The organism is Sphingorhabdus sp., assembly GCF_050921905.1.
Taxonomy (GTDB): domain Bacteria; phylum Pseudomonadota; class Alphaproteobacteria; order Sphingomonadales; family Sphingomonadaceae; genus Sphingorhabdus_B.
In genome coordinates, this window is record NZ_CP050888.1 from 1890112 (window position 1) to 1910341 (window position 20230).

The 20230-nt window shown below is 56.0% G+C and carries 15 protein-coding genes and 2 pseudogenes; 8 read left to right on the forward strand and 9 right to left on the reverse strand.

Annotated elements, in window-relative coordinates:
- The first annotated feature begins 20 nt into the window (after nt 1–20).
- The 7 genes from HEQ18_RS09165 to HEQ18_RS09195 all read left to right on the forward strand — a co-directional run bounded on the left by HEQ18_RS09165 (nt 21) and on the right by HEQ18_RS09195 (nt 12090).
- A complete protein-coding gene (locus tag HEQ18_RS09165; protein ID WP_432814474.1) occupies nt 21–3356 on the forward strand; it encodes a site-specific DNA-methyltransferase in 3336 nt (1111 codons plus the stop codon).
- Nucleotides 3356–6655, forward strand: coding sequence for a DEAD/DEAH box helicase family protein (locus HEQ18_RS09170; protein WP_432814475.1), 3300 nt, complete (start codon nt 3356–3358; stop codon nt 6653–6655). The genes HEQ18_RS09165 and HEQ18_RS09170 overlap by 1 nt, the downstream gene beginning before the upstream one ends.
- Nucleotides 6656–6669: 14 nt before the next feature.
- Entirely contained in the window at nt 6670–8964 is a 2295-nt protein-coding gene (locus tag HEQ18_RS09175) for an AAA family ATPase (RefSeq protein ID WP_432814476.1), read from the forward strand.
- 301 nt (nt 8965–9265) lie between these two features.
- The gene (locus HEQ18_RS09180; protein WP_432814477.1) at nt 9266–10192 is read left to right on the forward strand and encodes an ArdC family protein; all 927 of its coding nucleotides are present in this window, start codon (nt 9266–9268) and stop codon (nt 10190–10192) included.
- Between the two features lie 263 nt (nt 10193–10455).
- A complete protein-coding gene (locus tag HEQ18_RS09185) occupies nt 10456–10764 on the forward strand; it encodes a hypothetical protein (protein ID WP_432814478.1) in 309 nt (102 codons plus the stop codon).
- Nucleotides 10765–10828: 64 nt separating this feature from the next.
- A complete protein-coding gene (locus HEQ18_RS09190) occupies nt 10829–11596 on the forward strand; it encodes a DUF7662 domain-containing protein (RefSeq protein WP_432814479.1) in 768 nt (255 codons plus the stop codon).
- 287 nt (nt 11597–11883) lie between these two features.
- On the forward strand, nt 11884–12090 hold the full coding sequence (locus HEQ18_RS09195) for a hypothetical protein (protein WP_432814480.1): 207 nt from the start codon (nt 11884–11886) through the stop codon (nt 12088–12090).
- Nucleotides 12091–12121: 31 nt separating this feature from the next.
- Here HEQ18_RS09195 and HEQ18_RS09200 read toward each other — a convergent pair whose 3' ends face one another.
- From HEQ18_RS09200 to HEQ18_RS09240, 9 genes and pseudogenes are all read right to left on the reverse strand, one after another.
- Nucleotides 12122–12295 carry a hypothetical protein gene (locus HEQ18_RS09200; protein ID WP_432814481.1) on the reverse strand — a complete coding sequence of 58 codons (174 nt, stop codon included), beginning with the start codon at nt 12293–12295 and terminating at the stop codon, nt 12122–12124.
- Between the two features lie 229 nt (nt 12296–12524).
- Nucleotides 12525–13826 (reverse strand): relaxase/mobilization nuclease domain-containing protein, encoded by a 1302-nt coding sequence (locus HEQ18_RS09205; protein WP_432814482.1) that lies wholly within the window; start codon nt 13824–13826, stop codon nt 12525–12527.
- The gene (locus tag HEQ18_RS09210; protein WP_432814483.1) at nt 13823–14191 is read right to left on the reverse strand and encodes a plasmid mobilization protein; all 369 of its coding nucleotides are present in this window, start codon (nt 14189–14191) and stop codon (nt 13823–13825) included. The genes HEQ18_RS09205 and HEQ18_RS09210 overlap by 4 nt, the downstream gene beginning before the upstream one ends.
- Nucleotides 14184–14477, reverse strand: coding sequence for a hypothetical protein (locus HEQ18_RS09215; protein WP_432814484.1), 294 nt, complete (start codon nt 14475–14477; stop codon nt 14184–14186). Before HEQ18_RS09215 ends, HEQ18_RS09210 begins: the two co-directional genes overlap by 8 nt.
- 3 nt (nt 14478–14480) lie before the next feature.
- Nucleotides 14481–15544, reverse strand: a pseudogene (locus tag HEQ18_RS09220) (IS630 family transposase).
- A gap of 97 nt (nt 15545–15641) precedes the next feature.
- The gene (locus HEQ18_RS09225) at nt 15642–16232 is read right to left on the reverse strand and encodes a hypothetical protein (protein ID WP_432814485.1); all 591 of its coding nucleotides are present in this window, start codon (nt 16230–16232) and stop codon (nt 15642–15644) included.
- On the reverse strand, nt 16229–16720 hold the full coding sequence (locus tag HEQ18_RS09230; RefSeq protein WP_432814486.1) for an RNA polymerase sigma factor: 492 nt from the start codon (nt 16718–16720) through the stop codon (nt 16229–16231). The genes HEQ18_RS09225 and HEQ18_RS09230 overlap by 4 nt, the downstream gene beginning before the upstream one ends.
- Before the next feature lie 6 nt (nt 16721–16726).
- Entirely contained in the window at nt 16727–17305 is a 579-nt protein-coding gene (locus HEQ18_RS09235) for a hypothetical protein (protein WP_432814487.1), read from the reverse strand.
- Between the two features lie 443 nt (nt 17306–17748).
- A complete protein-coding gene (locus HEQ18_RS09240; protein ID WP_432814488.1) occupies nt 17749–18774 on the reverse strand; it encodes an IS110 family transposase in 1026 nt (341 codons plus the stop codon).
- 176 nt (nt 18775–18950) lie between these two features.
- On the opposite strand from HEQ18_RS09240, the pseudogene HEQ18_RS09245 reads away from it, so the two are divergent.
- A pseudogene (locus tag HEQ18_RS09245) lies at nt 18951–20159 on the forward strand (IS3 family transposase).
- Nucleotides 20160–20230 lie beyond the last annotated feature (71 nt).

Below are 20230 nucleotides of genomic sequence, written 5' to 3' on the forward strand. Positions count from 1 at the left end.
CAGAGAAGCCGAGCGACCACATGAATCCGAAATTCGACAAGCTGAAGACCCTACTGAAAGAGCTGTTCCAACTCGACCAGCCTGATCTCGATTTCGGCCTCTACCGCATCATGCACGCCAAGAGCGCCGAGGTGACGCAGTTTCTCGATGTCGATCTGTTGCCGCAGGTGAAAGAGGCGTTCGGACTCTACAAAACCGCCGACAAGGCCGAACTGGAGCAGCAGCTACAAAAGCTCATGGCCGGTATCGAAGCGGCAGGCATGGACCCCGAGCAATCGCCGAAGGTCAAGGAACTTCGCGACAAACTTGCCAATGAAGCGGTCGATATCGGGGGGCTGGAAAACGAGGTGTACGACCACCTGTTCAGCTTCTTCCGCCGCTATTATTCCGAAGGCGATTTCCTCGCCAAGCGCGTCTATCGCCCCGGCGTCTATGCCATCCCCTACGAAGGGGAAGAAGTGAAGCTGCATTGGGCCAACCGTGACCAATACTATATCAAGACCAGCGAGTACCTGCGCGACTATGCCTTCCGGCTCCGTCCCGATGATGCGGCCAAGCCAATGCGTGTGCATTTCCGATTGGCTGATGTAGCCGAAGGAGAGCACGGCAATGTGAAGGCCGCCGAAGGAAAGGAGCGCGTTTTCATCCTGGCCGAAACTGATTTTATCGCTGTGGAAGACGGCGATCTGGTGCTGCGTTTCGCTTATCGCCCGGCAACACTCATCGATTGGCCGGAAGCCGAGCGCGACGGCAAAAAGAAGCCGCCGACGCAGAAGGACCTGAGCGCGCAAGCGGTTGCGCGCATCCTCGCCGTCAACGACGCAGCGTTTGCGGACTGGATAGCCGAGCTGGCCAAGCCGCATGTAACAATCCATGGCGAGACCCCCGGCCATTCACGGTTGGAGGGGCATCTCAACCGCTACACCAAGCGCAACACCTTCGACTATTTCATCCACAAAGACCTGGGCGGCTTCCTGCGGCGCGAGCTGGATTTCTACGTCAAGAACGAGGTGATGCACCTCGACGATATCGAGAGCGACACCGCGCCGCGCGTCGAACAATATCTGTCAAAAATCAAGGTCATCCGCCGCATCGCAGGCAAGGTCATCGAGTTCCTCGCTCAGCTGGAGGACTTCCAAAAGAAGCTCTGGCTCAAGAAGAAATTCGTCGTTGAAACGCAATATTGCATCACGTTGGACCGAATTCCGGAGGATTTCTATCCAGAGATCGCCGCGAATGATGCCCAGCGTGAGGAGTGGGTGCGGCTATTCGCAATCGATCTAATCAATTCTGATATGATGACAGAGTGCTATTCTGCGCCATTATCTCTAAACTTTCTAAAGCAAAATAGTAGCCTACCAATCGACACTGCTTTTTTTGACCAGTCTTTTAATGAAAGATTGATTCAATCGATCAACGAAATTGATGGTTCGATTTCTGGTGTCCTCATTCATGGTGAAAATCAACAAGCAATAAAACTTGCTTCGTTGCGCTATCAAGATCGAGTTAAATGCGTTTATCTCGACCCTCCTTACAACACCTCCGAAGAAACATTTGTTTACAAGAATAGCTACAGACATTCATCATGGCTTTCTATGATTGCCGGTCGCGTCGGCGACGTGGCTCATACCATGAAAGATGATGCCATTTTAATGGTGACTATAGACGATGAAGAGGAATACAGGTTAAGAAGCTTGTTGGACAATATTTTCGGGTCAGATCGTTATATTGGAACAGTAGTGGTTCAGAGCAATCCTCGGGGTAGGGGAATAAACAGTTTTTTTGCAACAAGTCATGAATACTGCATATGCTATGCGATCAATCCATCGATGGCAAAAATCGTTGATCAGCCGCTTACCGACGAGCAAGCAGGTGGATTCAAGCATTCCGAAGGGGATGCAAAATTTCGACTTCTGCCCTTTAGGCGGAGTGGTGGGCTTTCTACGCCAGATGATCGACCAAACTCTGAGTTTTCAATCTATTTTTCAAAGTCAGAGAATAAGATTATAGGTGTGGGTGGCGCTCGTATTCATGCATATCCTGCCGAGTACGAGCCTTCCGAAGTTTGGACTTATGCAAGCGACGGTCTCGAAATTCTTCGAGTTCCTGTGGAATCCTTCCTGAGCGATGCTCCGGCGGATACGATCACCATCATGCCCATAAGCAGTGATGGCGGTCGTCGTGTTTGGCGCTGGTCTGATCGTGCAAAAATATTGGAAGCAGCCCGTTCTTCTGAATTTGTCGTCCAAGTAGGTGGTGAGCGGCCGTCGATACAGCTCAAAGATCACATTAAGGAAGGTCGAAAGCCTAAAACAGTTTGGGTCGATCCTCGATATGATGCCTCATCGCATGGCACGAACCTTCTTATCTCAATGCTAGGTGAGCGAAAGAGCTTTGGCTATCCGAAGTCTTTGTTTGCGACCCGTGATGCCCTTCACAGCGTGGTTGGAGACGACCTTGATGCCGTTGTTGTCGATCTATTCGGTGGCTCAGGAACAACAGCCCATGCAGTTATTGATCTAAATCGCGAAGATGGCGGGCAGCGGAAGTTTTTCCTCGTTGAAGCTGAGAGCTATTTTGATTCAGTTTTGCGACCACGAATTCTGAAAGCAGGCTATTCATCCCAATGGCGGGATGGCAACCCGGTTAGCCGCGACGCCGGTATGTCACAATTTGTCAAATACCAGCGCCTAGAGTCCTATGAGGACGCATTGAACAATCTGGCTCCTAGCCGAACTGCCAAACAGGCTGACCTACTGGCTTTGCCAGTCGCGCAGGGCGCAGACGGTTTGAAGGAGCAGTACATGCTCCGCTACATGCTGGACGTGGAAACGCGCGGCAGCCAGTCGCTGTTGAACGTGCAGGCCTTTGCCGATCCAACCGCATACAAGCTGAAGGTGAAACGGCCAGGTTCGGACGAGAGCCGCGGAGTGAATGTTGACCTTCTTGAGACATTCAACTGGTTGATTGGCCTGACTGTACAGAGCATCGCCGCACCACAGGTCTTCGCTGCCGAGTTCGCCCGTGATCCTGAAGGCCGATTGGAGCTAAAAGGACGGCTGCGGCAGGATGCCGCTGCACCATGGTGGTTCCGCACTGTCACCGGCGCGACGCCCGATGGTCGCCGCACGCTGATCATTTGGCGCAAGCTGACCGGCGCTGCCGAACAGGATAATCTGGTTCTCGACGAATGGTTCAAGCGCGCTGGCTACTCCGCCAAGGATAGTGAGTTCGATCTCATCTACGTCAACGGCGACAACAATCTCGAAAACCTGAAGGCTGCCGACGACACCTGGAAGGTTCGACTGATCGAGGAGGATTTCCACCGCCTGATGTTCGATACGGAGGGCCTGTAATGCCGCGCGGTCGCCCACGTAACAATGCGGCAGCAGGTGCCGCTGCGCCCGCAGCGCCGCGCGCGCGGCGCGGCCAGCCGCAGGTCCCGTTCGTTTTCAAGCTCGCGCTGAACCAGTGGTTACTTTCACTGTTCAATGTCACGAAGTTCGAGCAGCTCGCCGAGCATCTGCGCAACGAAAAGCTGGAGGGGATGGACGAGAACAATGTCCACCACTTCCATCATGCGCTGACCGCGCAGCTGTTCAACCTGACTCAGCTGCCGACCGAGCTGCTACTGGAGTATGACCAGAACATCGTCCGCCACACGCAGCGCCTGAACGAACGTCGCATCACGCGCGGCGAAGCGCCGATTGTGTGGAAATATTTTCAATATCTAACCCTGCTGTTCACCGAAATCTATCTCGATCGCTATTTCCGCGATCCGAAGACATTGCTCGCCGATATCAATGCGCAGGTAGCGGCGATGAATGCCGACCGACCGGAGAGCGATCATGTAGCCCCGTTCGATGACAGCGCCGAGGCGTGGCCCCAGATTAACAAGCTCGCCTATTGGAGCGCCACTGGTAGCGGCAAGACGCTGCTGATGCATGCCAATATCCTGCAATACCAATTCTATCTCGAAAAGCATGGCCGCCGCCGCGAGCTGAACCGCATCATATTGCTCACGCCCAACGAAGGGTTAAGCGAGCAGCATCTGCGTGAATTCGAGGAAGCGGGCCTGCCAGCCGAGCTGTTCCAGAAGGACGGTAGCGGCCTATTCGCCGGACAGCGGATCGAAATCCTCGATATTCACAAGCTGAAGGATGAGATGGGCGATAAGACCATCGCCATCGATGCCTTCGAGGGCAACAATCTCGTGCTGGTCGATGAAGGCCATCGCGGCGCTTCCGGTGGCGAGGAAGGCGCATGGATGCGCTTCCGCAACGCGCTGTGCGAAAAAGGCTTTTCGTTCGAATATTCCGCTACCTTCGGCCAGGCGGTGAAGGGCAACAAGGCACTGACCGACCTGTACGCCAAGAGCGCACTGTTCGACTACTCCTACCGCTATTTCTATGGTGACGGCTTCGGCAAGGATTATCAGATCCTCAACCTCGACGAAGGGACGCAGGCCAGCCATCTCGATACCTATCTCATCGCCTGCCTGTTGGCATTCTTCCAACAGCAACGGCTCTTCAAGGAACAGGCGGCGTCATTCCGCGTGTTCAACATCGAAAAGCCGCTTTGGATTTTCGTTGGTGGCAGCGTGACCAAGACGCTCGCATCGCGTGACGCGTCGGACATCATCGAAATTCTTAAATTCTTCAGCCGCTATCTGGGCAACCGCGCGAACAGCATCAAGCAGATCGAGCAAGTGCTCAACCAAGGCCTCCTGACCGCAGGCGGTAAGAATCTATTCGCTGGCCGCTTCGCCTATCTCAACACCATCGGCCTTTCCCCGACCCAGATTTTCGACGAGACCTTGGCAGTCATGTTCAACGCCCCCGGCGGGGGCGTTCTGCACGTCGAGAACATTAAGGGTGCAACCGGTGAAATCGCGTTGAGCGTTGGTGACGGCGTGCCGTTTGGCGTCATCAACGTCGGCGATGACGCCAAGTTGGTGAAGCTTTGTGAAGACAATGGTCTGTCCACGGAGGACAGCGAATTCTCCGGATCGCTGTTCCATGGCATCAATACGCCCACATCGCCGGTCAATCTGTTGATCGGCTCGAAGAAGTTCACCGAAGGCTGGAACAGTTGGCGCGTCAGTACCATGGGCCTCATGAATGTCGGGCAGACAGAAGGCTCGCAGATCATCCAGCTTTTTGGACGCGGGGTGCGCCTAAAGGGCTATAATTCAAGCCTTAAGCGCAGCAGCAAGGTGCAGCTTCCTGACGAGGTCCAGCGACCCAGTCATATCGGCGCGCTGGAGACGCTTTCGATCTTCGGCATCCGCGCCGACTATATGACACAGTTCCGTGACTTTCTCGAAGAGGAAGGCCTGCCAGTTAACGATGACCGCGAGGAGTTCATGCTCCCGATCATCAAAAATCTTGGCACGCAAAAACTGAAAACCATTCGACTGAAAAAGACGATCAACGGGGTCAACACCGAATTTGGTGACGCGTTCCGTCGGCTTGGGCCGATCCCGACGCTCGCCAAGCCAGACCCTGTCTTCGATGCCGCGACCGCCTATCTGCAAAAGAACCAGGTGGTGCTGAATTGGTATCCCAAGATTCAGGCGATGAAGTCGCGCGGCGTTGCCGGAGGTGATACCGAGGCCGCACCGAACGAAGCGCATCTTTCAGCCCAACACGTCGCGTTCCTTGACCGCGACCGGCTTTATTTCGAGCTGGAGCGATTCAAAGCTGAACGCGGCTGGTATAACCTGAACATCAGCGCCGACAGTATCACAGCGCTACTCACTGACCCGACATGGTATCAGCTGCTGATACCAGCCGAGGAGCTGACATGCGACTCCTTTGAGAAGGTCCGTCTGTGGGAGGACATCGCACTGGCGCTGCTGAAGAAATATACCGAACGCTACTACACATTCCGCAAGCGCGAATGGGAATTGCCGCACCTTGAATATCAGGAGCTGACCGAAGCTGATCCGAACTTCCCCAGAGGCCATGACGAGGACGGCGAAGGCTACTACCGCATCTTGCTCGATAAATCGCAAACCGAGATCATCAGCAAGCTGACCGAGCTGAAGAACACCATCGAATCAGGCGCACTGAAGCCGTGGGAATTCAGCGGCATGAAGGCCATTTGGTTCGGCAAGCATCTCTATGAGCCGCTGATTTATCTCGACCAAAACATAATCGAGGTCAGCCCGGTTCCGTTGAATAGGGGCGAGCGCAATCTTGTAGAAGACATAAAGGCCTACCACGACAGCGCCGGAACATTCTTCGTTGACAAGCAGCTCTACTTGCTACGCAATCTCAGCAAGGGTCGCGGCGTTGGCTTCTTTGAAGCTGGCAATTTCCATCCCGACTTCATCCTCTGGCTGATCGTCGGCGATCGGCAGTTTATCACGTTCGTCGACCCGAAGGGCATCCGCAACATCGGCTTCAGCGACCCCAAGATTCAATTCTACCGGACGATCAAAGACATCGAGGCGCGCTTGGGCGATCCGGCGGTGACGCTTAGCAGCTTCATCATCTCTAACACGCCTTCCCACGTGATGCGGATGCTGTGGAGCGTCGAGAAACCCGACATGGAGGCGCGCAACATCCTGTTCCAGGATGAGGACAAAGCCGACTACGTCGAGCACATGATGAGCCATATGATTGCTTCAACGGCTGATCATTCAGGTTAATCAAGAGAATAAAAATGGTCAGTCATATCACACTATTCAGCAATGTGGGCCAGTTCGAGGCTGTCGCGCCGGGGCCACAATTGCCGTTTTCCCGTATCACCATGCTGTATGCGGAAAATGGACGTGGCAAAACCACGATGGCGTCCATTCTCCGTTCCTTGAGCAATGGCGATCCCAAGTTGATTGCTGACCGTCATCGCGTGGGGGCAGCCGCCCCGCCGCAGATTGTGGTCGAGAGCGGGCCCGGTCTCCAGCACACATTCCAAAACGGGGCATGGTCCGCGCCGCTGCCGGAGCTCGTCGTCTTCGATGATGCGTTCGTGGCAGAAAACATCTGTTCCGGCATCGAGATCGAGCCGGGGCATCGTCAGAACCTTCATGAGTTGATCTTGGGCGCTCAGGGCGTTGCTCTTAATCGAGCATTGCAAGGCCACGTTGTCGCTATCGAGGAGCACAACAAACAGTTGCGGCTGAAAGAGGCCGCGATCCCTGCCAACGCTAGGTTTGGCCTTGGAGTTGAGGATTTCTGCGCCCTTCCAGCAGTTGCTGATATAGACGCGCGTATCGCGGAGGCTGAACGGTCCCTTGCTGCCGCACAAGCGGCAGCCGCAGTCCAAGCCGAACCGATATTCGCCCCGCTGTCACTCCCTGCTTTCGATGTTGATGGCCTGAATGCACTACTGGCACGCAGCATGGCGACCCTCGACGCTGACGCTGCTGCCCGAGTCCAAGCCCATTTGGGCATGATCGGCGGAAACGGCGAGCGCTGGGTTGGCGAGGGTGTCGCAATCCTCGCTGAGTCGGGGCAGCTTTGGGAGGAAAAAGACTGCCCATTCTGTGCGCAGCCGCTAGCAACCGCCGCCATCATCAAGCACTATCAAGCCTATTTCAGTGAAGAGTACAGCGCCCTGAAAGTAGCACTGGCATCGGCTACCCGTGAGATCAGTACGGCCCATAGTGGGGAGGCTCCGGCTGCCTTTGAACGCGAAATCGGCGTGGCATTGCAGCGGCGAAGCTTTTGGGCACAATTCCTTGATGTGCCAGAGATTACCGTCGATACCGCTGACATTGCCCGTGCATGGAAATCGGCCCGTGATGCAGTGCACGGCGCGCTGAATGCGAAGCGTACAGCTCCCCTTGATGCGATTGCGCTAGATGCCTCGGCGCTTGCTGCCATCGACGTATTCCATGGAAAATGCACTGAAATTGCCGAAGTCTCGACTTCACTCACCGGCCTGAACGAACAGATCGCTATTGTGAAAGAGCAGGCCCAAGCTGCTAATGTCGCCGCACTGACAGCCGACTTGAACAAGCTCAAGGCTATTCAATCGCGGCACAGCCCCCAGATCGCACCGCGATGCGACGAATTTTTGGGTGAAAAAGCCGCCAAGCAAGGAACGGAAGCCGCTCGCGTTCAGGCGCGCATCGCGCTCGACAACTACCGCCAGAACATCTTCCCGACCTACGAGGCGGCGATTAATAACTACCTTGGCCGGTTTAACGCCGGGTTCCGCCTCGGCGGAGTTAATGCGGTAAACAACCGTGGAGGTTCGTCCGCTACCTACAATGTTGTAATCAATAACGTAGATGTGCCGCTCACGACCAACGCTGGGCCGTCCTTCCGAACTGCGCTGAGCGCGGGTGACAGGAACACTTTGGCCTTGGCATTCTTCTTCGCCTCGCTGGAGCAGAACGCAAATATGGCAAATGTCATCGCTGTGATCGACGACCCAATGACCAGCCTCGATGAGCATCGCTCCCTTGTGACCATCCAGGAAATAAGGAGTCTTTTGGATCGAGTGCGGCAAGTGATTGTATTGTCCCACTCGAAACCGTTTTTGATCGCGCTTTGGAAGGCAGCGCCTCGCAACGACCGCACGGCGATGAGGATAGCGCGTGCAGCGGTTGGCTCAACGTTGGAACGGTGGGACGTAGATCACGATAGCATCACTGAGCATGACCGGCGCTTTGCACGGGCTACGGCGTATGTTCAGCAGGCAGACCCCGCACAAGAGCGGGTGGTCGCAGCAGACCTACGCTACATGCTGGAGGCATTCCTCCGAGTTGCTTACCCAAATCACTTTCCGCCAGGTGCAATGGTCGGACAGTTTTGGACGCTTTGCCAGCAGCGTGCGAACACGCCGAATCAGATACTCAATCCAGCCGATACGGTCGAACTGCGATCACTGTTGGATTACGCCAACCGTTACCACCACGATACCAACCCAACCTACCAGACCGAGAACATCAATGATGCGGAGCTTACGAACTTCGCCACCCGAACGCTTGCTTTCATTCGGCGCAGCTAGAGGAACAGGCGTCGTCAAACGCCCCGCCTAATCGACGGGCCTGAACGCTACTATTCCGATTATGCACTAACATCCCGACCTGTCGAAGGGGTCGGGCCACGGCCTATCCTTCCTTCCACCATCCCTGAGACTTAGCCGCGAACGTGGCTGAGGGCGTCTGCCCGTCAACAGGCTGCCCGATCCATTCGCCTCCATTGCATTCAGGCTCCCGTGTTGCCTGTTTCGCCTTCGGCTGACAGTCCGACTTTCCCCCAGCCTGCTTCCTTCGCGTCCTCAGGATACAGCGAAAGGAGATCAGGACATGACCACTTCATCAAAAGAACGCTTCGACGTTTACGGAGCAATCACCGATCAAATCATTGCCGCAATCGAAGCCGGTGCCGAGCATCCGCAAATGCCCTGGCATCGTGCAGGCGGATCAATCGAACGTCCCACCAATGTCGAAAGCAAGAACGCCTATCGCGGCGTCAACACCGTCGCCCTCTGGGCATCGGCATATTGCCAGCAATTCGATCACGGCCTCTGGGGCACATATCGGCAGTGGCAAGAGAAGGGCGCACAAGTCCGCAAGGGCGAGAAATCCTCCATCATCATTTTCTATCGTGATCTCCAGCCGCATGAGCGTGATGCGCAATCATCCGGCGATGATGATGATCGCGGCAATCGGTTCTTCGTTGCCCGTGCATCGCGCGTGTTCAACGTCGCACAGGTCGATGGCTTCGAACTTCCCACAATCGAACCGTCGATTGATCGCATCGATCCATGCGTTGCTGCCGAAGCCTTCATCGCATCCACAGGTGCGAACATCACCGTTGCCGGTGAACGTGCATTCTACAATCGCACAACCGACAGCATCACGATGCCAGATCGTCATCGCTTCGTTGGCACGAAGACCAGCACCGCGACGACAAGTTGGTATTCTACGTTGCTTCACGAGCTGACACATTGGTCAGGCGCGGAGACACGTTGCGCGCGCACCTTCGGTGAACGCTTTGGCGATGATGCCTACGCGATGGAAGAAATGGTTGCCGAGCTTGGCGCTGCGTTCCTCTGTGGTGATCTTGGCATCACCGCAGAACCACGTGCCGATCATGCCGACTATATCGGCCACTGGCTGCGCATTCTGAAAGGCGACCGCAAAGCAATCTTCACGGCGGCGAGTGCTGCCAACAAAGCTGCCGAATACCTCAAGAGCATCGCTCAGATCGAACATCGAGAGGCGGCTTAGGCCGCCTTTCAATTTCAATGCCGTTCTAACGTGGGGCCGCTTGTCGGCCTTTTGCATTGTCTGCCCCGCGTTTGGGATCATCCGGTGATGATGACGGGAATGTTGGCAGGGCCGGTGCATCGTCAACGGCTTGCCCGATCCATTCGCCCTCATTTCATTCAGGCTCCCGTGTTGGCCGTTCCCCTTCGGTGACGCTGCCCCTTCCAACCCTGCCGTTTGCCTCCCCGTCCACCGGACGAACCCAAACGCCAAAGGAGGCAGACATGAAAACCGACTACGCAATCATTCACAAAAACTGGAACGGCATCGAAATCGAAATTCGCTGGATCGCCGATTACGTCTCATTCGACGACGGACAATCAATGGCGCACCTTGAGGTCGAAAGCGTGAAGCCGGCACGCGCGCCGCTCCCGATCACCGAAACCGGATATCGTTCGCACTTCATCAATCGCAGCAATGTTGATCACATGGGCGGACCTGAGGCCTATGTCGAAGCGTGGATCGACGAGATGTCACACACCCACGCATGGCGCGAAACCGCATCAGCATCACGCCAACTCGCGCTCTTTTGAGCGCGAGATATGCGCGTTGATCACGCGCATTGCAGCGATAGAATAATTATGGCTCAATGTTTCGATGAGCAAAACATATAAAAGGCTTGGAAAATTTCTCGACGATCAGACAAGTGATCACGTCGCTTTGAGCTTTGACCAAATCGAGCAGATTATCCATCGCAAGTTGCCAAAGAGCGCCCGCACCTATGATGCGTGGTGGAGCAATTCACCAGTCGAGGGACGTCATAACGAAACATGGTTGAAGCGCGGATGGGCGACCGTCGACATCAATCGCAAATCAAGCACCGTGAAATTCATTCGCAGCACATTGCCCGCGCGCCGCCAAAAACCTTTGCGCACAAAGGCCGAACGACGCGCCATCGCCGATGGCGAACAAGTGACCATATTGAAAGCTGCACCGACCGCAGCCGCGCACGACATTGCGCTGGCCTTCGAATGGAAAATGCTCGGCAATGTTATTCTCGATGCAAACGGCAACGTTGCATTCCCGAGCGTCACGAACGGCGCTGGACTTTATCGACTCCGTCTCGACGGTATCGACAGATCGCAAGTGTATATCGGCGAGTCGGTGAATCTGCGACGGCGGTTTGGAAACTACAGAGGCCCAGGCCCGACTCAGCAAACCAGTCTTCGCATCAATGCGCTTCTCAAAGAATCCATTGCCGCAGGTGCGGTCATCGCGGTCGATATTGTCACCGAAGACGTGAAGCTCTCCATCAATGGCGTCCAAGTTTCCGTTGATCTCACCGACAAGGCCATGCGGCGAATGATTGAGCACGCAGCGATTGTTGCCACTGGTGGCACGGACATCGAGATCGCCAACCGATAGGCGATCAGCCGTCACCCAAAGTGAAATGTGGCGCGGGCAGTTTGTCGTATCAGATCATGTTCTCCTAAGATCACCACCGAGCAGCGGACATTCCCACCGGCATTCATTCATGGGTTTTTGACCAGCCGCGTCTCGGATCAAGGCCGCTCGCTTCCGCACTTCGTTTGTGCAGCTCCGCGCGCGTGTTCGCTGCGCTCAGCCTTTGATCCTCGCCTCCAACGTCAGGTCACGAGTCTCCCCATGTAGCCGAGGGAATTGTCCTTCGGCGGAAACCAAGGAGAACTGAAATGTCTGACACAAACTCAAACCGCCCGAGCCACCGCTTGTTCAATGTAACCGGTGACGGTGACAACGCCCGCTGGACTGACATAGGCGTCGCATGGGCAACCAAGGACAACAAAGGTTTCACGCTCGCTCTCAATGCGATCCCCGTCAATGGCCGGATCGTCATGCGGATCAACGAGGAAAAGCCTGCCAACAAGAAGGGGAGCTAACGCTCCCCTTCGGGGCTTGTGGCCAGCGTCGCTATGGCGCTGGACCACGGCGGCCAAGTTCGAGGCTGATCATCGCGAGAAGCGATTGCGCCGATGCGATTGCCGCGTTGCTCGCCGTGATGGCGCGCGATGCATCTTGAAACAAGGCCGCGAGTTGTGCGGTGGATTTGGTCGCAAGATCGTTGCGGTTGAGATTGAAGTTCATGACATCCTCCATTTCGTTTGCGCCGCCCACCATGGGCCGCGTTGGAGGACGTGCATCCGCACATCGATTGCCGATGCATCACCTGTGATCGCAACGAATGTGGAGAAGGCTAGGGATCACGATCCCGCCTTGCATCATGTTCAAACGAATGCGGATAGGTTCGATCAATCAGCGGATCATGTGGCGGCGTAGAATTGGAGGAAGGCGAACGGCAACGACCCGCGACAGATCATCCCAAATCCAAACCGCGATCTCGCGGCTTCGGCGAAAGTGAACGCCCATCACGCGTGCGACCATTGCGGTCGCGCTCGGCTTCGCCCTCGCGCATACGGCGGAACTTGGCGGCGTCCCGATAGAGACCGAGGATACGTTCAGCTTCCTTACGGCGGTTCTCTTTGATCAATTCTTGAAGGGCTTGGCGATCCTTGTGCTGTGCACGGATCAGAGCGTGCCGCTCATTTCTGTCGCGCTCGCGCGCAAATTTGGATTCCATCTCATTCTGCTTGCGCACCTTGAAATACTTCCCCGTCAGGAAATCCCAAGCACCGACAATGCCCTTGCGCAGACGGGATGAGCGAACGCGTTGCTCTTCGTTCCAGCGGGTTTCGAGTTTGGTATCGAAGGCTTGGCGTTCAGCTTGATGCTGAACCTTGAGCGCTTCGCGCTTGGCTACCAGCGGTTTCATGTTGTGACGGGCAACGCGTTTAGCCTCCGCAATGTAATTCGTGAGGCGAGGCGCGATCTCGTTCGCGATGCGATCGCGTGTCTCCGCGACGGACATGAGTTTTGATGAATCGCCGAGGCGTGCGGCGATGTCAGTTTTCTTGTCGGGAATGATGCGCGAGAGCGAATAGACATCGCCGTCAGTGGTAACGGCGACGAAGCCCCGTCTGTCACCGCGCGCAAGAAAGAGGCCGCGCTCTTCAAGCGCCGCCGCGAAGCTCTTGGCGTTGTCCGCTTGCCGGTAGCAGTCGATGACGGCACCGCGCAGCTCGCGCGGATCGACGCCCGCGCGTTTGGCTTGCTGCCATTCGTACAATGAGAAATTGCGCGCATCGCGCAGGCGCGGATTGGCGAAGCCCTTAGGCATCGCCCAGCTATTTTCAAGATAGATGTCCTTCGCGAGGGCTTGCAGCTTGTTCTTGAAAAACGGCATATCAATCGCCGTCATGGTCTCTGCGTTGATGCGCGACCAGACGGCGTGACAATGGCGACGGCCTTCCTTTTCGTGGAAGACGATCACACGCGGCTGACCAGTGAGGCCAAGCCGCTCTTCGATATCCGAAATGGCCTTCTCGAACGTCTCGACGCGCACGGACTCGTGCGCGGGCGGACTGAGTGACATTGAAAACAGATAACGCTCGCACTTCGTGCCGCGCGCCGCCGCGTAGGCCTCATTCATCGCGCCCATCACCGTGTCAGAGATGAACCCCGACACTTCATGAATCTCGACGTGCTCATTCTCTTCGGCTTTCAGCAAATGCGCGCCGAGCTGACGGCCACCGCTGCGCTTGGAGGCTTTGAAGATCATAGCCGCGCATCCAGATCGAGAGCTTCGATCAAAAGCTGCCGCATTCGCGTGACTTCATGAACTGCGGTGAGCAGCGCTTCCTCTGTCTCAGGTGTGACAGGAAGGCTGCCCGTGTTTGCGGCCTTCGCGAGTTGGTTCACATTGTTCGCCAACCGCGATTGACCGAGCATCGCCAAGAGCTGCGCAAGCGCGCGATGATCCTTCACCGGAAACTTGCCACGACGACGCGGCGCGATCCAATCAGGATCAAGCAGGCGCGAACGGATGTATCCGCCGAGCGACATGCCAGCGGCATCGGCTTCGATCTTCGCGCGCTCTTCGAAGGTGAGACGAAGCGAGAAGGGGGGTGGACGATGGCTACCCATGGCCGACCTCCATTCCGTCATCATCCGCATGACGCTTCTTCGGTCCGCGATAGGTTGGACGTTGCGGACGACGCGCCGAAAGATCGATCCCGACCACGTTCGGATCGAGCGGAGCCGTGCCGCCATTCGATGAAGAATCATCATCGTGAACAACGTCGTTGCTATTGGCGCCGGGCAGGATTCCGGCGATTGATGTTTGGCTTAAAGCGTGGTTCCACTGGGCTAGCGTATCAAAGAGGAGTTTCGAACTTTCTCCTCGTAGGTGCGCCATAATACCAAATTGCATTGATCACAACCTATGCGCCCATTTGCGGTGACCGATGGTCATAATGCGCCAAGGTTGATCCATAAGCTTGTTCCAAGCCTCACAGCAGAGGTCGACGATATTGTCGTGGGAGGTAAACACCCGGTTGGATAACCAGTTGTCGCGCATGAACTGCCAGATATTCTCGACAGGGTTGAGTTCAGGGCATTTGGCCGGGAGCGCGATGATGCTGATATTGTCAGGCACATTCAACTTGCCTGTCATATGCCAACCGGCCTGATCCATCAGCACAACAGCATGAGCGCCAGGGGCGATGGCGATCGCAATTTCTGCCAGATGGAGCGTCATGGCTTCGGTATTGCACAAGGGCAGTACCAGCCCTGCACCCTTGCCGTGCTCCGGGCAGATCGCGCCGAAGATATAGGCTGATTTCGTCCGCTGGTCTTTGGGCGCGCAAGGCCGCGTCCCGCGTCTGGCCCAGCGCCGCGTTATCTTGTTCTTCTGCCCGATCCGCGCCTCGTCCTGGAACCAGATCTCTACAGGTGTGTCTGCCGGGAGAGTTGCTTTGACCTTTGCCAACTCGGCTGCAAAGCCCCCTTTTTAAAGGCTTCAAGAGCAAGTTCGTTCTGAGCATGATGGCGAGGTCGCGCCGTGAGCTTAACATAGCCCAGTTTCTTCAACTCCCGGCTCACCGTCGTCTTATCAATCGACACCGCAAATTCGTCATACAGCCACCGGGTCAGATCGATCAGCCGCCAGCGAACAACGCCATGGATCGAAGGGATCGGGCCTTGCTCGACGATTTCCGCCAGTGCCTGACGCTGGGCATCGCTAAGGATCGAAGGCTTGCCCGGAGCCTTGCCATCATGCAGGCCGTCAGGGCCATATCTATTGAACCGCAGCACCCAGTCACGCACGATCTGAAGAGTGACATCCCCTATTTTGGCAGCCTCGCTCCTGCTGCCGCCGTCGTAAATCTGAGCCAATGCCAAAAGCCGCCGAGCCTAGTTTGCGCTTTTCGATGTCCGTGCCAACCTTCTCAATTCTGCCCCATCAAAATCGCCCCGCAAACTAATCGCTGAACCCATGATCACCTCCGCAAATGAAGTATGCCATAGAATCAGAGTTCTAAAGCTTTGGGAATCCCTAATGTGAGTCAGCGTCACAGCAATTTGGTATTAATACTCAAAACTCTTTGCAAATGGCATCCGCGATCGTGCTTTGTGCGCGAAGGTTCGCAAGGGCGCGCTTGCGCCTCCGGGCCGCGCGGATGCTCCATACCCACAATACTACCAAGATGGCCGCTGCCATCCAGATGACGGCCGGATGGCTCTGAACGCCAACGTTCGGCGGCACCCCAATCCTTCCAAGACTAAGGCCGATAACAAGGCCCAGCGGCCCGCCTGCATGGCCCAGTCTCGCAAGGAACAGGCCGGTTTGAGCACGCCGCTGCAAGAACGAGCGGTAGGCCTCGACCGTCTCCGCCTGCATCTGCCAAGCTTTTCGCCTGAGTTGGATCGTGATCGCGGGCCACCCGATAGCGAAGACTGACAACCCAACAAATATGTCTTGCGCGACATCCACCGCATGCGCTGCCCAAACGGCGAAAACGGCGCTCGCAGCCAACGAGGCGAGCGCTTCAAGCCATGCTTCCCGCCGCAACACCCGTTGTTCCTGACGCACCTGCGCCTGCAACTGGCTGATCGAAAGGTCGCCGACAGAAGCAGCCCGCCAAGCCGCACGCATTGCCTCTAGCTGGTCGTCCAGGTCCATCATTCTGTATCCATTACCTTGCGCAGCGTTTCTCGCAGCCGCGTGATACGCGTGAAGACTGCCCCTTCACTGATTCCAAGTGTCTCCCCTATCTCGCGGGCCGAGAAATCATCGAGATAGAGGGTTGCCACCTCCCGCATGCCACGTGGCAACTTGGACACCTCAGCCAGCAGTCGTCGGCCGAGATCGGCGCGAACGTCCGCGTCGTCAGTTGCCTCGGCTTTGTCCATAACTGTATCCGAGAGTTCGTGATGCTTCGGCGCGCGACTGGCCCTCCGCACATGGCTCACACAAACATTATGTGTCACCCGCGCCACGAATGTCTTTAAGGAGGAGGCCTGGCGCCAAGATGGCGTTGCTCGCCAGAGCGCGAGCGCGACCTCCTGCCTCAGTTCATCCCGGCACGCCGGATTACTTTCCATTCCAGCAATGATCCGGTCGATCATTGCTGCATGCTCGGCCAGCGCCTGGTCGAAGATGTCCGATGCCACCCGATGTCACGCCAAGGGCACGGGCAACTGCTCGACGCTCTTGCTGCTGGCGCGCACGAAGGCTGCCGCGAGGCGAAGAGAGAGCCACCAGATCGGCAGGAACAGGACACAGATCAATGTCCAGTATGCAAGAGGTCCCTGTATGAAGGTGAAAATGGCCGACGCGACAGGTGTTAAGAAATCTGGCTGACCGAAACTGATCAGGCTGTTGTTGAAGGATACGACAATCTTTATGAGCAGCATGCCGGGCGCCAAGGCTAGATAGTGGAATGCTGACTTTGGCACATTCCGCTCCGAAAATGGATTCAGGTAGATCCAGTTGAACATCGCCCGTTCAGGACGGGAAATATATTCAGTGTTGATGCGGAGGCGATTGCGCCACGCCCAGATCAACATGAAGCTGGTAAATGCAAGCATGGCCGCATTCACCAAGAGAAATTGCGCGATTTTGAGATCACCTCCGCTGGTTGCCAGCGTGTGGTTGAATTCGCGCGCACCCGCCGCGATACCCAGGATCGTGGATGCGAAGTCCGCACCGGTAAGCGCGATGAAGCCAGCGATATAAACCCAAACCCATTTTTTCATTGGAACCCCCTGCTAAAGCCCCAATAGTCGTCGCCCGCGGAAAAACCTTACACGGCGCCTGAACCTTATTGGACTTGTAACGGTCGTCTAATCGCATATTCGTCAAGGGGGATTTTTGACATATTTCTTGGGGCTACGATTGATTGATCGCAGTGATGTTCGTTTTGGTTTGCTAGTTCAGCTTTGGTTGCGTCGTTGATAGTCGTTTGTCGGGAACATGGTCGTCTACGCGGTCGAGACTTGCGCGCCGCATGATAGGTTTCGTAAGGAAGGATCTTGCCAATGTTTAGTTCGCATTTTGCCGATAAGGCACTTGCAGCCGTTACAACGCAATGATCCAGCCCGCGCCCCGACAGGGACGGCTCGACGCGCCCAAAGCATGAACGCAAACGAGAAAGAGGTTTTCAACTCAGTCTATTGGCCTTTCTATTCTGCCTTGCGCGTCAGGCTGTGGCACCAGCTGAACGATTGAACAGTTCGCCGGTTTTGAGCATCGTATGCATGATGACCGCGAGTTTGCGCGCAACTGCAATGGCTGCTCGCTTGAACCCGGCCTTTTCCCTGAGCTTCAAGCCCCAGACACGCAGAGCACTGTCCGCTGTCGTCCGCGTCAGGATCACCATAGCGGCTTCGTACAGCAATGCGCGAAGGTGATTGTCGCCGCGCTTCGAGATGCGTCCGGCATAATCGACCTCACCTGACTGGTAACGCTTGGTGGTCAAGCCGATCCAGGCACCGACAGAGCGCGACTTGGCAAAGTTGGCGGGATCCTCGATCGCTGCAATAAAGGACGACGCTGTTACCACGCCAATACCCGGGATCGTCATGAGCAACTGGCACTGCTCGTCCGCACGCGCTGTGGCGATGAGCTGCTTGCTCAGCTGCGCGACACGCGCACGCACCGCCAGCCACGCTTCGAGCAACGGCAAAACGATCCGCTCAAGCCCGGCGTTCGTTGCCAGCAAAGTGCGGATGTGGCCCTCCAATATGTTCCCTGCACTTTTGGGAACAATCAGCCCGAACGTTTTCATGACACCGCGTATCTGGTTCGATATCTGAACCGTCATTTTCAACATCTGATGGCGGGCGGCGACCAATGTGCGAACGAGCATGCTATCAAAGCTCTTCACTCGAACCTCGCGGTAAAAGCCAACCTCGGCAAGGTGGGCCAGCCCATCTGCGTCGTTCACGTCGGTCTTGTTCGGTGCCATGTCGAGTGCTGCTTTGGCATGACGTGCATCGATACAAATCGCTGGCACGCCCTGCGCCGTCAGCGCATGAAAGAACCACACCGACAGCGGGCCTGTTTCAAAAACGACGCGTCGCACACTCGGCGCATGTGTGCGGATCACTTTGGCTATAACTGTGGGATCAGACGCGCATTTGCCGCGCCATATCCGTTTGCCGCCTTCGCGAACCGAGATGAAAGTGTCTTTCAAAGATACGTCTAAACCGATATATTGATCCATGATTGTCCTCCGTCAGGTGCTTGGGCCCAGTCACAATCGTGAGCCCGTATTTTTATCCTATCGGGGACAACCAGCATTCAATCACAGCATCGTCCAGCTAATCACAGCCCCGCGATTACCCTATGTTTCGTGCCGGTCACTTGAGAGTTAAACACTCATACAAGGAGACCGAAGAGATGATGAAGCATACAGAAGATTTCAAACAAGAGGCCGTCCGGATTGCTTTGACCAGCGGATTGTCACGGCGGCGTGTTGCTGCTGACCTGGGCGTTGGATTGTCGACGCTGGGCAAGTGGATATCGCAGTATCGGCCAACCGATCTGGTATCAGCGCCGCAAGCGGATTTAGCCCGCGAGAATGAACGCCTGCGCTTAGAGAACCGTATCCTCAAGGAGGAGAGGGAGATACTAAAAAAGGCTACCCAGTTCTTCGCGAGCCTCGGCAAGTGAGGTTCGCATTCGTGCACAAGTGGCGGCATGTCTGGCCAGTGGAGATGCTTTGCCGCGTGATGCAGGTATCGACGCGCGGTTACCGGTCCTGGCACGCACGGCCGACAAGCCGACGGTCACGCGGTGACATGAAAGTGCTGGCCCACATCCGTGAACAATATGGCCTCAGTCTCGGCAGCTATGGCCGTCCTCGCATGACTATGGAGTTGGGCCGAAGGCAACGCCCGTAGGGCGGTAACGAGGTAGGGCTCGTTGTAGGCGAGCGCCGTGTTGGCCGTTTAATGCGGATCAACGGGAGCGCAGGTAACTTATGATCCGGGGGATCATAAAGCCAAGCCCGGTTCGCACCCGCAAGCATAAGGTCACCACCAACAGTAATCATCGTCTTGGCATCGCTGCGAACTGGCTGGACGGCGATTTTGTTGCCGCTGCTCCTAACCAAAAATGGGCAGGCGACATTACCTACATATGGACTGCCGAGGGTTGGCTCTACCTCGCTGTTGTTCTTGATCTACACAGCCGCCGTGTCGTTGGCTGGGCGGTCAGCGACAGAATGACCCGAAGGGCGGCGTAGCCAACAAGGATCTGGCAATCAGGGCGCTGGATATGGCGGTAAACCTGCGGCAACCCGCCGAAGGCTGCATCTTCCATTCTGATCGCGGCAGCCAATACTGTGCGTATGATTATCAAAAGAAATTGCAGGCCTACGGCCTGCGGCCATCGATGAGCGGCAAAGGTAATTGTTACGACAATGCATCCGTTGAGACGTTCTTCAAATCGCTGAAGGCGGAGCTGATCTGGCGTCAGAAATGGTCAACACGAAGGCAGGCAGAGGCAGCAGTCTTCCAATACATCAACGGGTTCTACAACACCCGTCGCCGCCACTCGTATCTGGGTGGCATCAGCCCGCTGGCGTTCGAAGCAAAGGTGGCATAATGACATAAGTGACCGGCGCAAAACTGTTACAAGTCCACTATTGCGACAGGCTCGAAGCGGCCAGAAGCGGT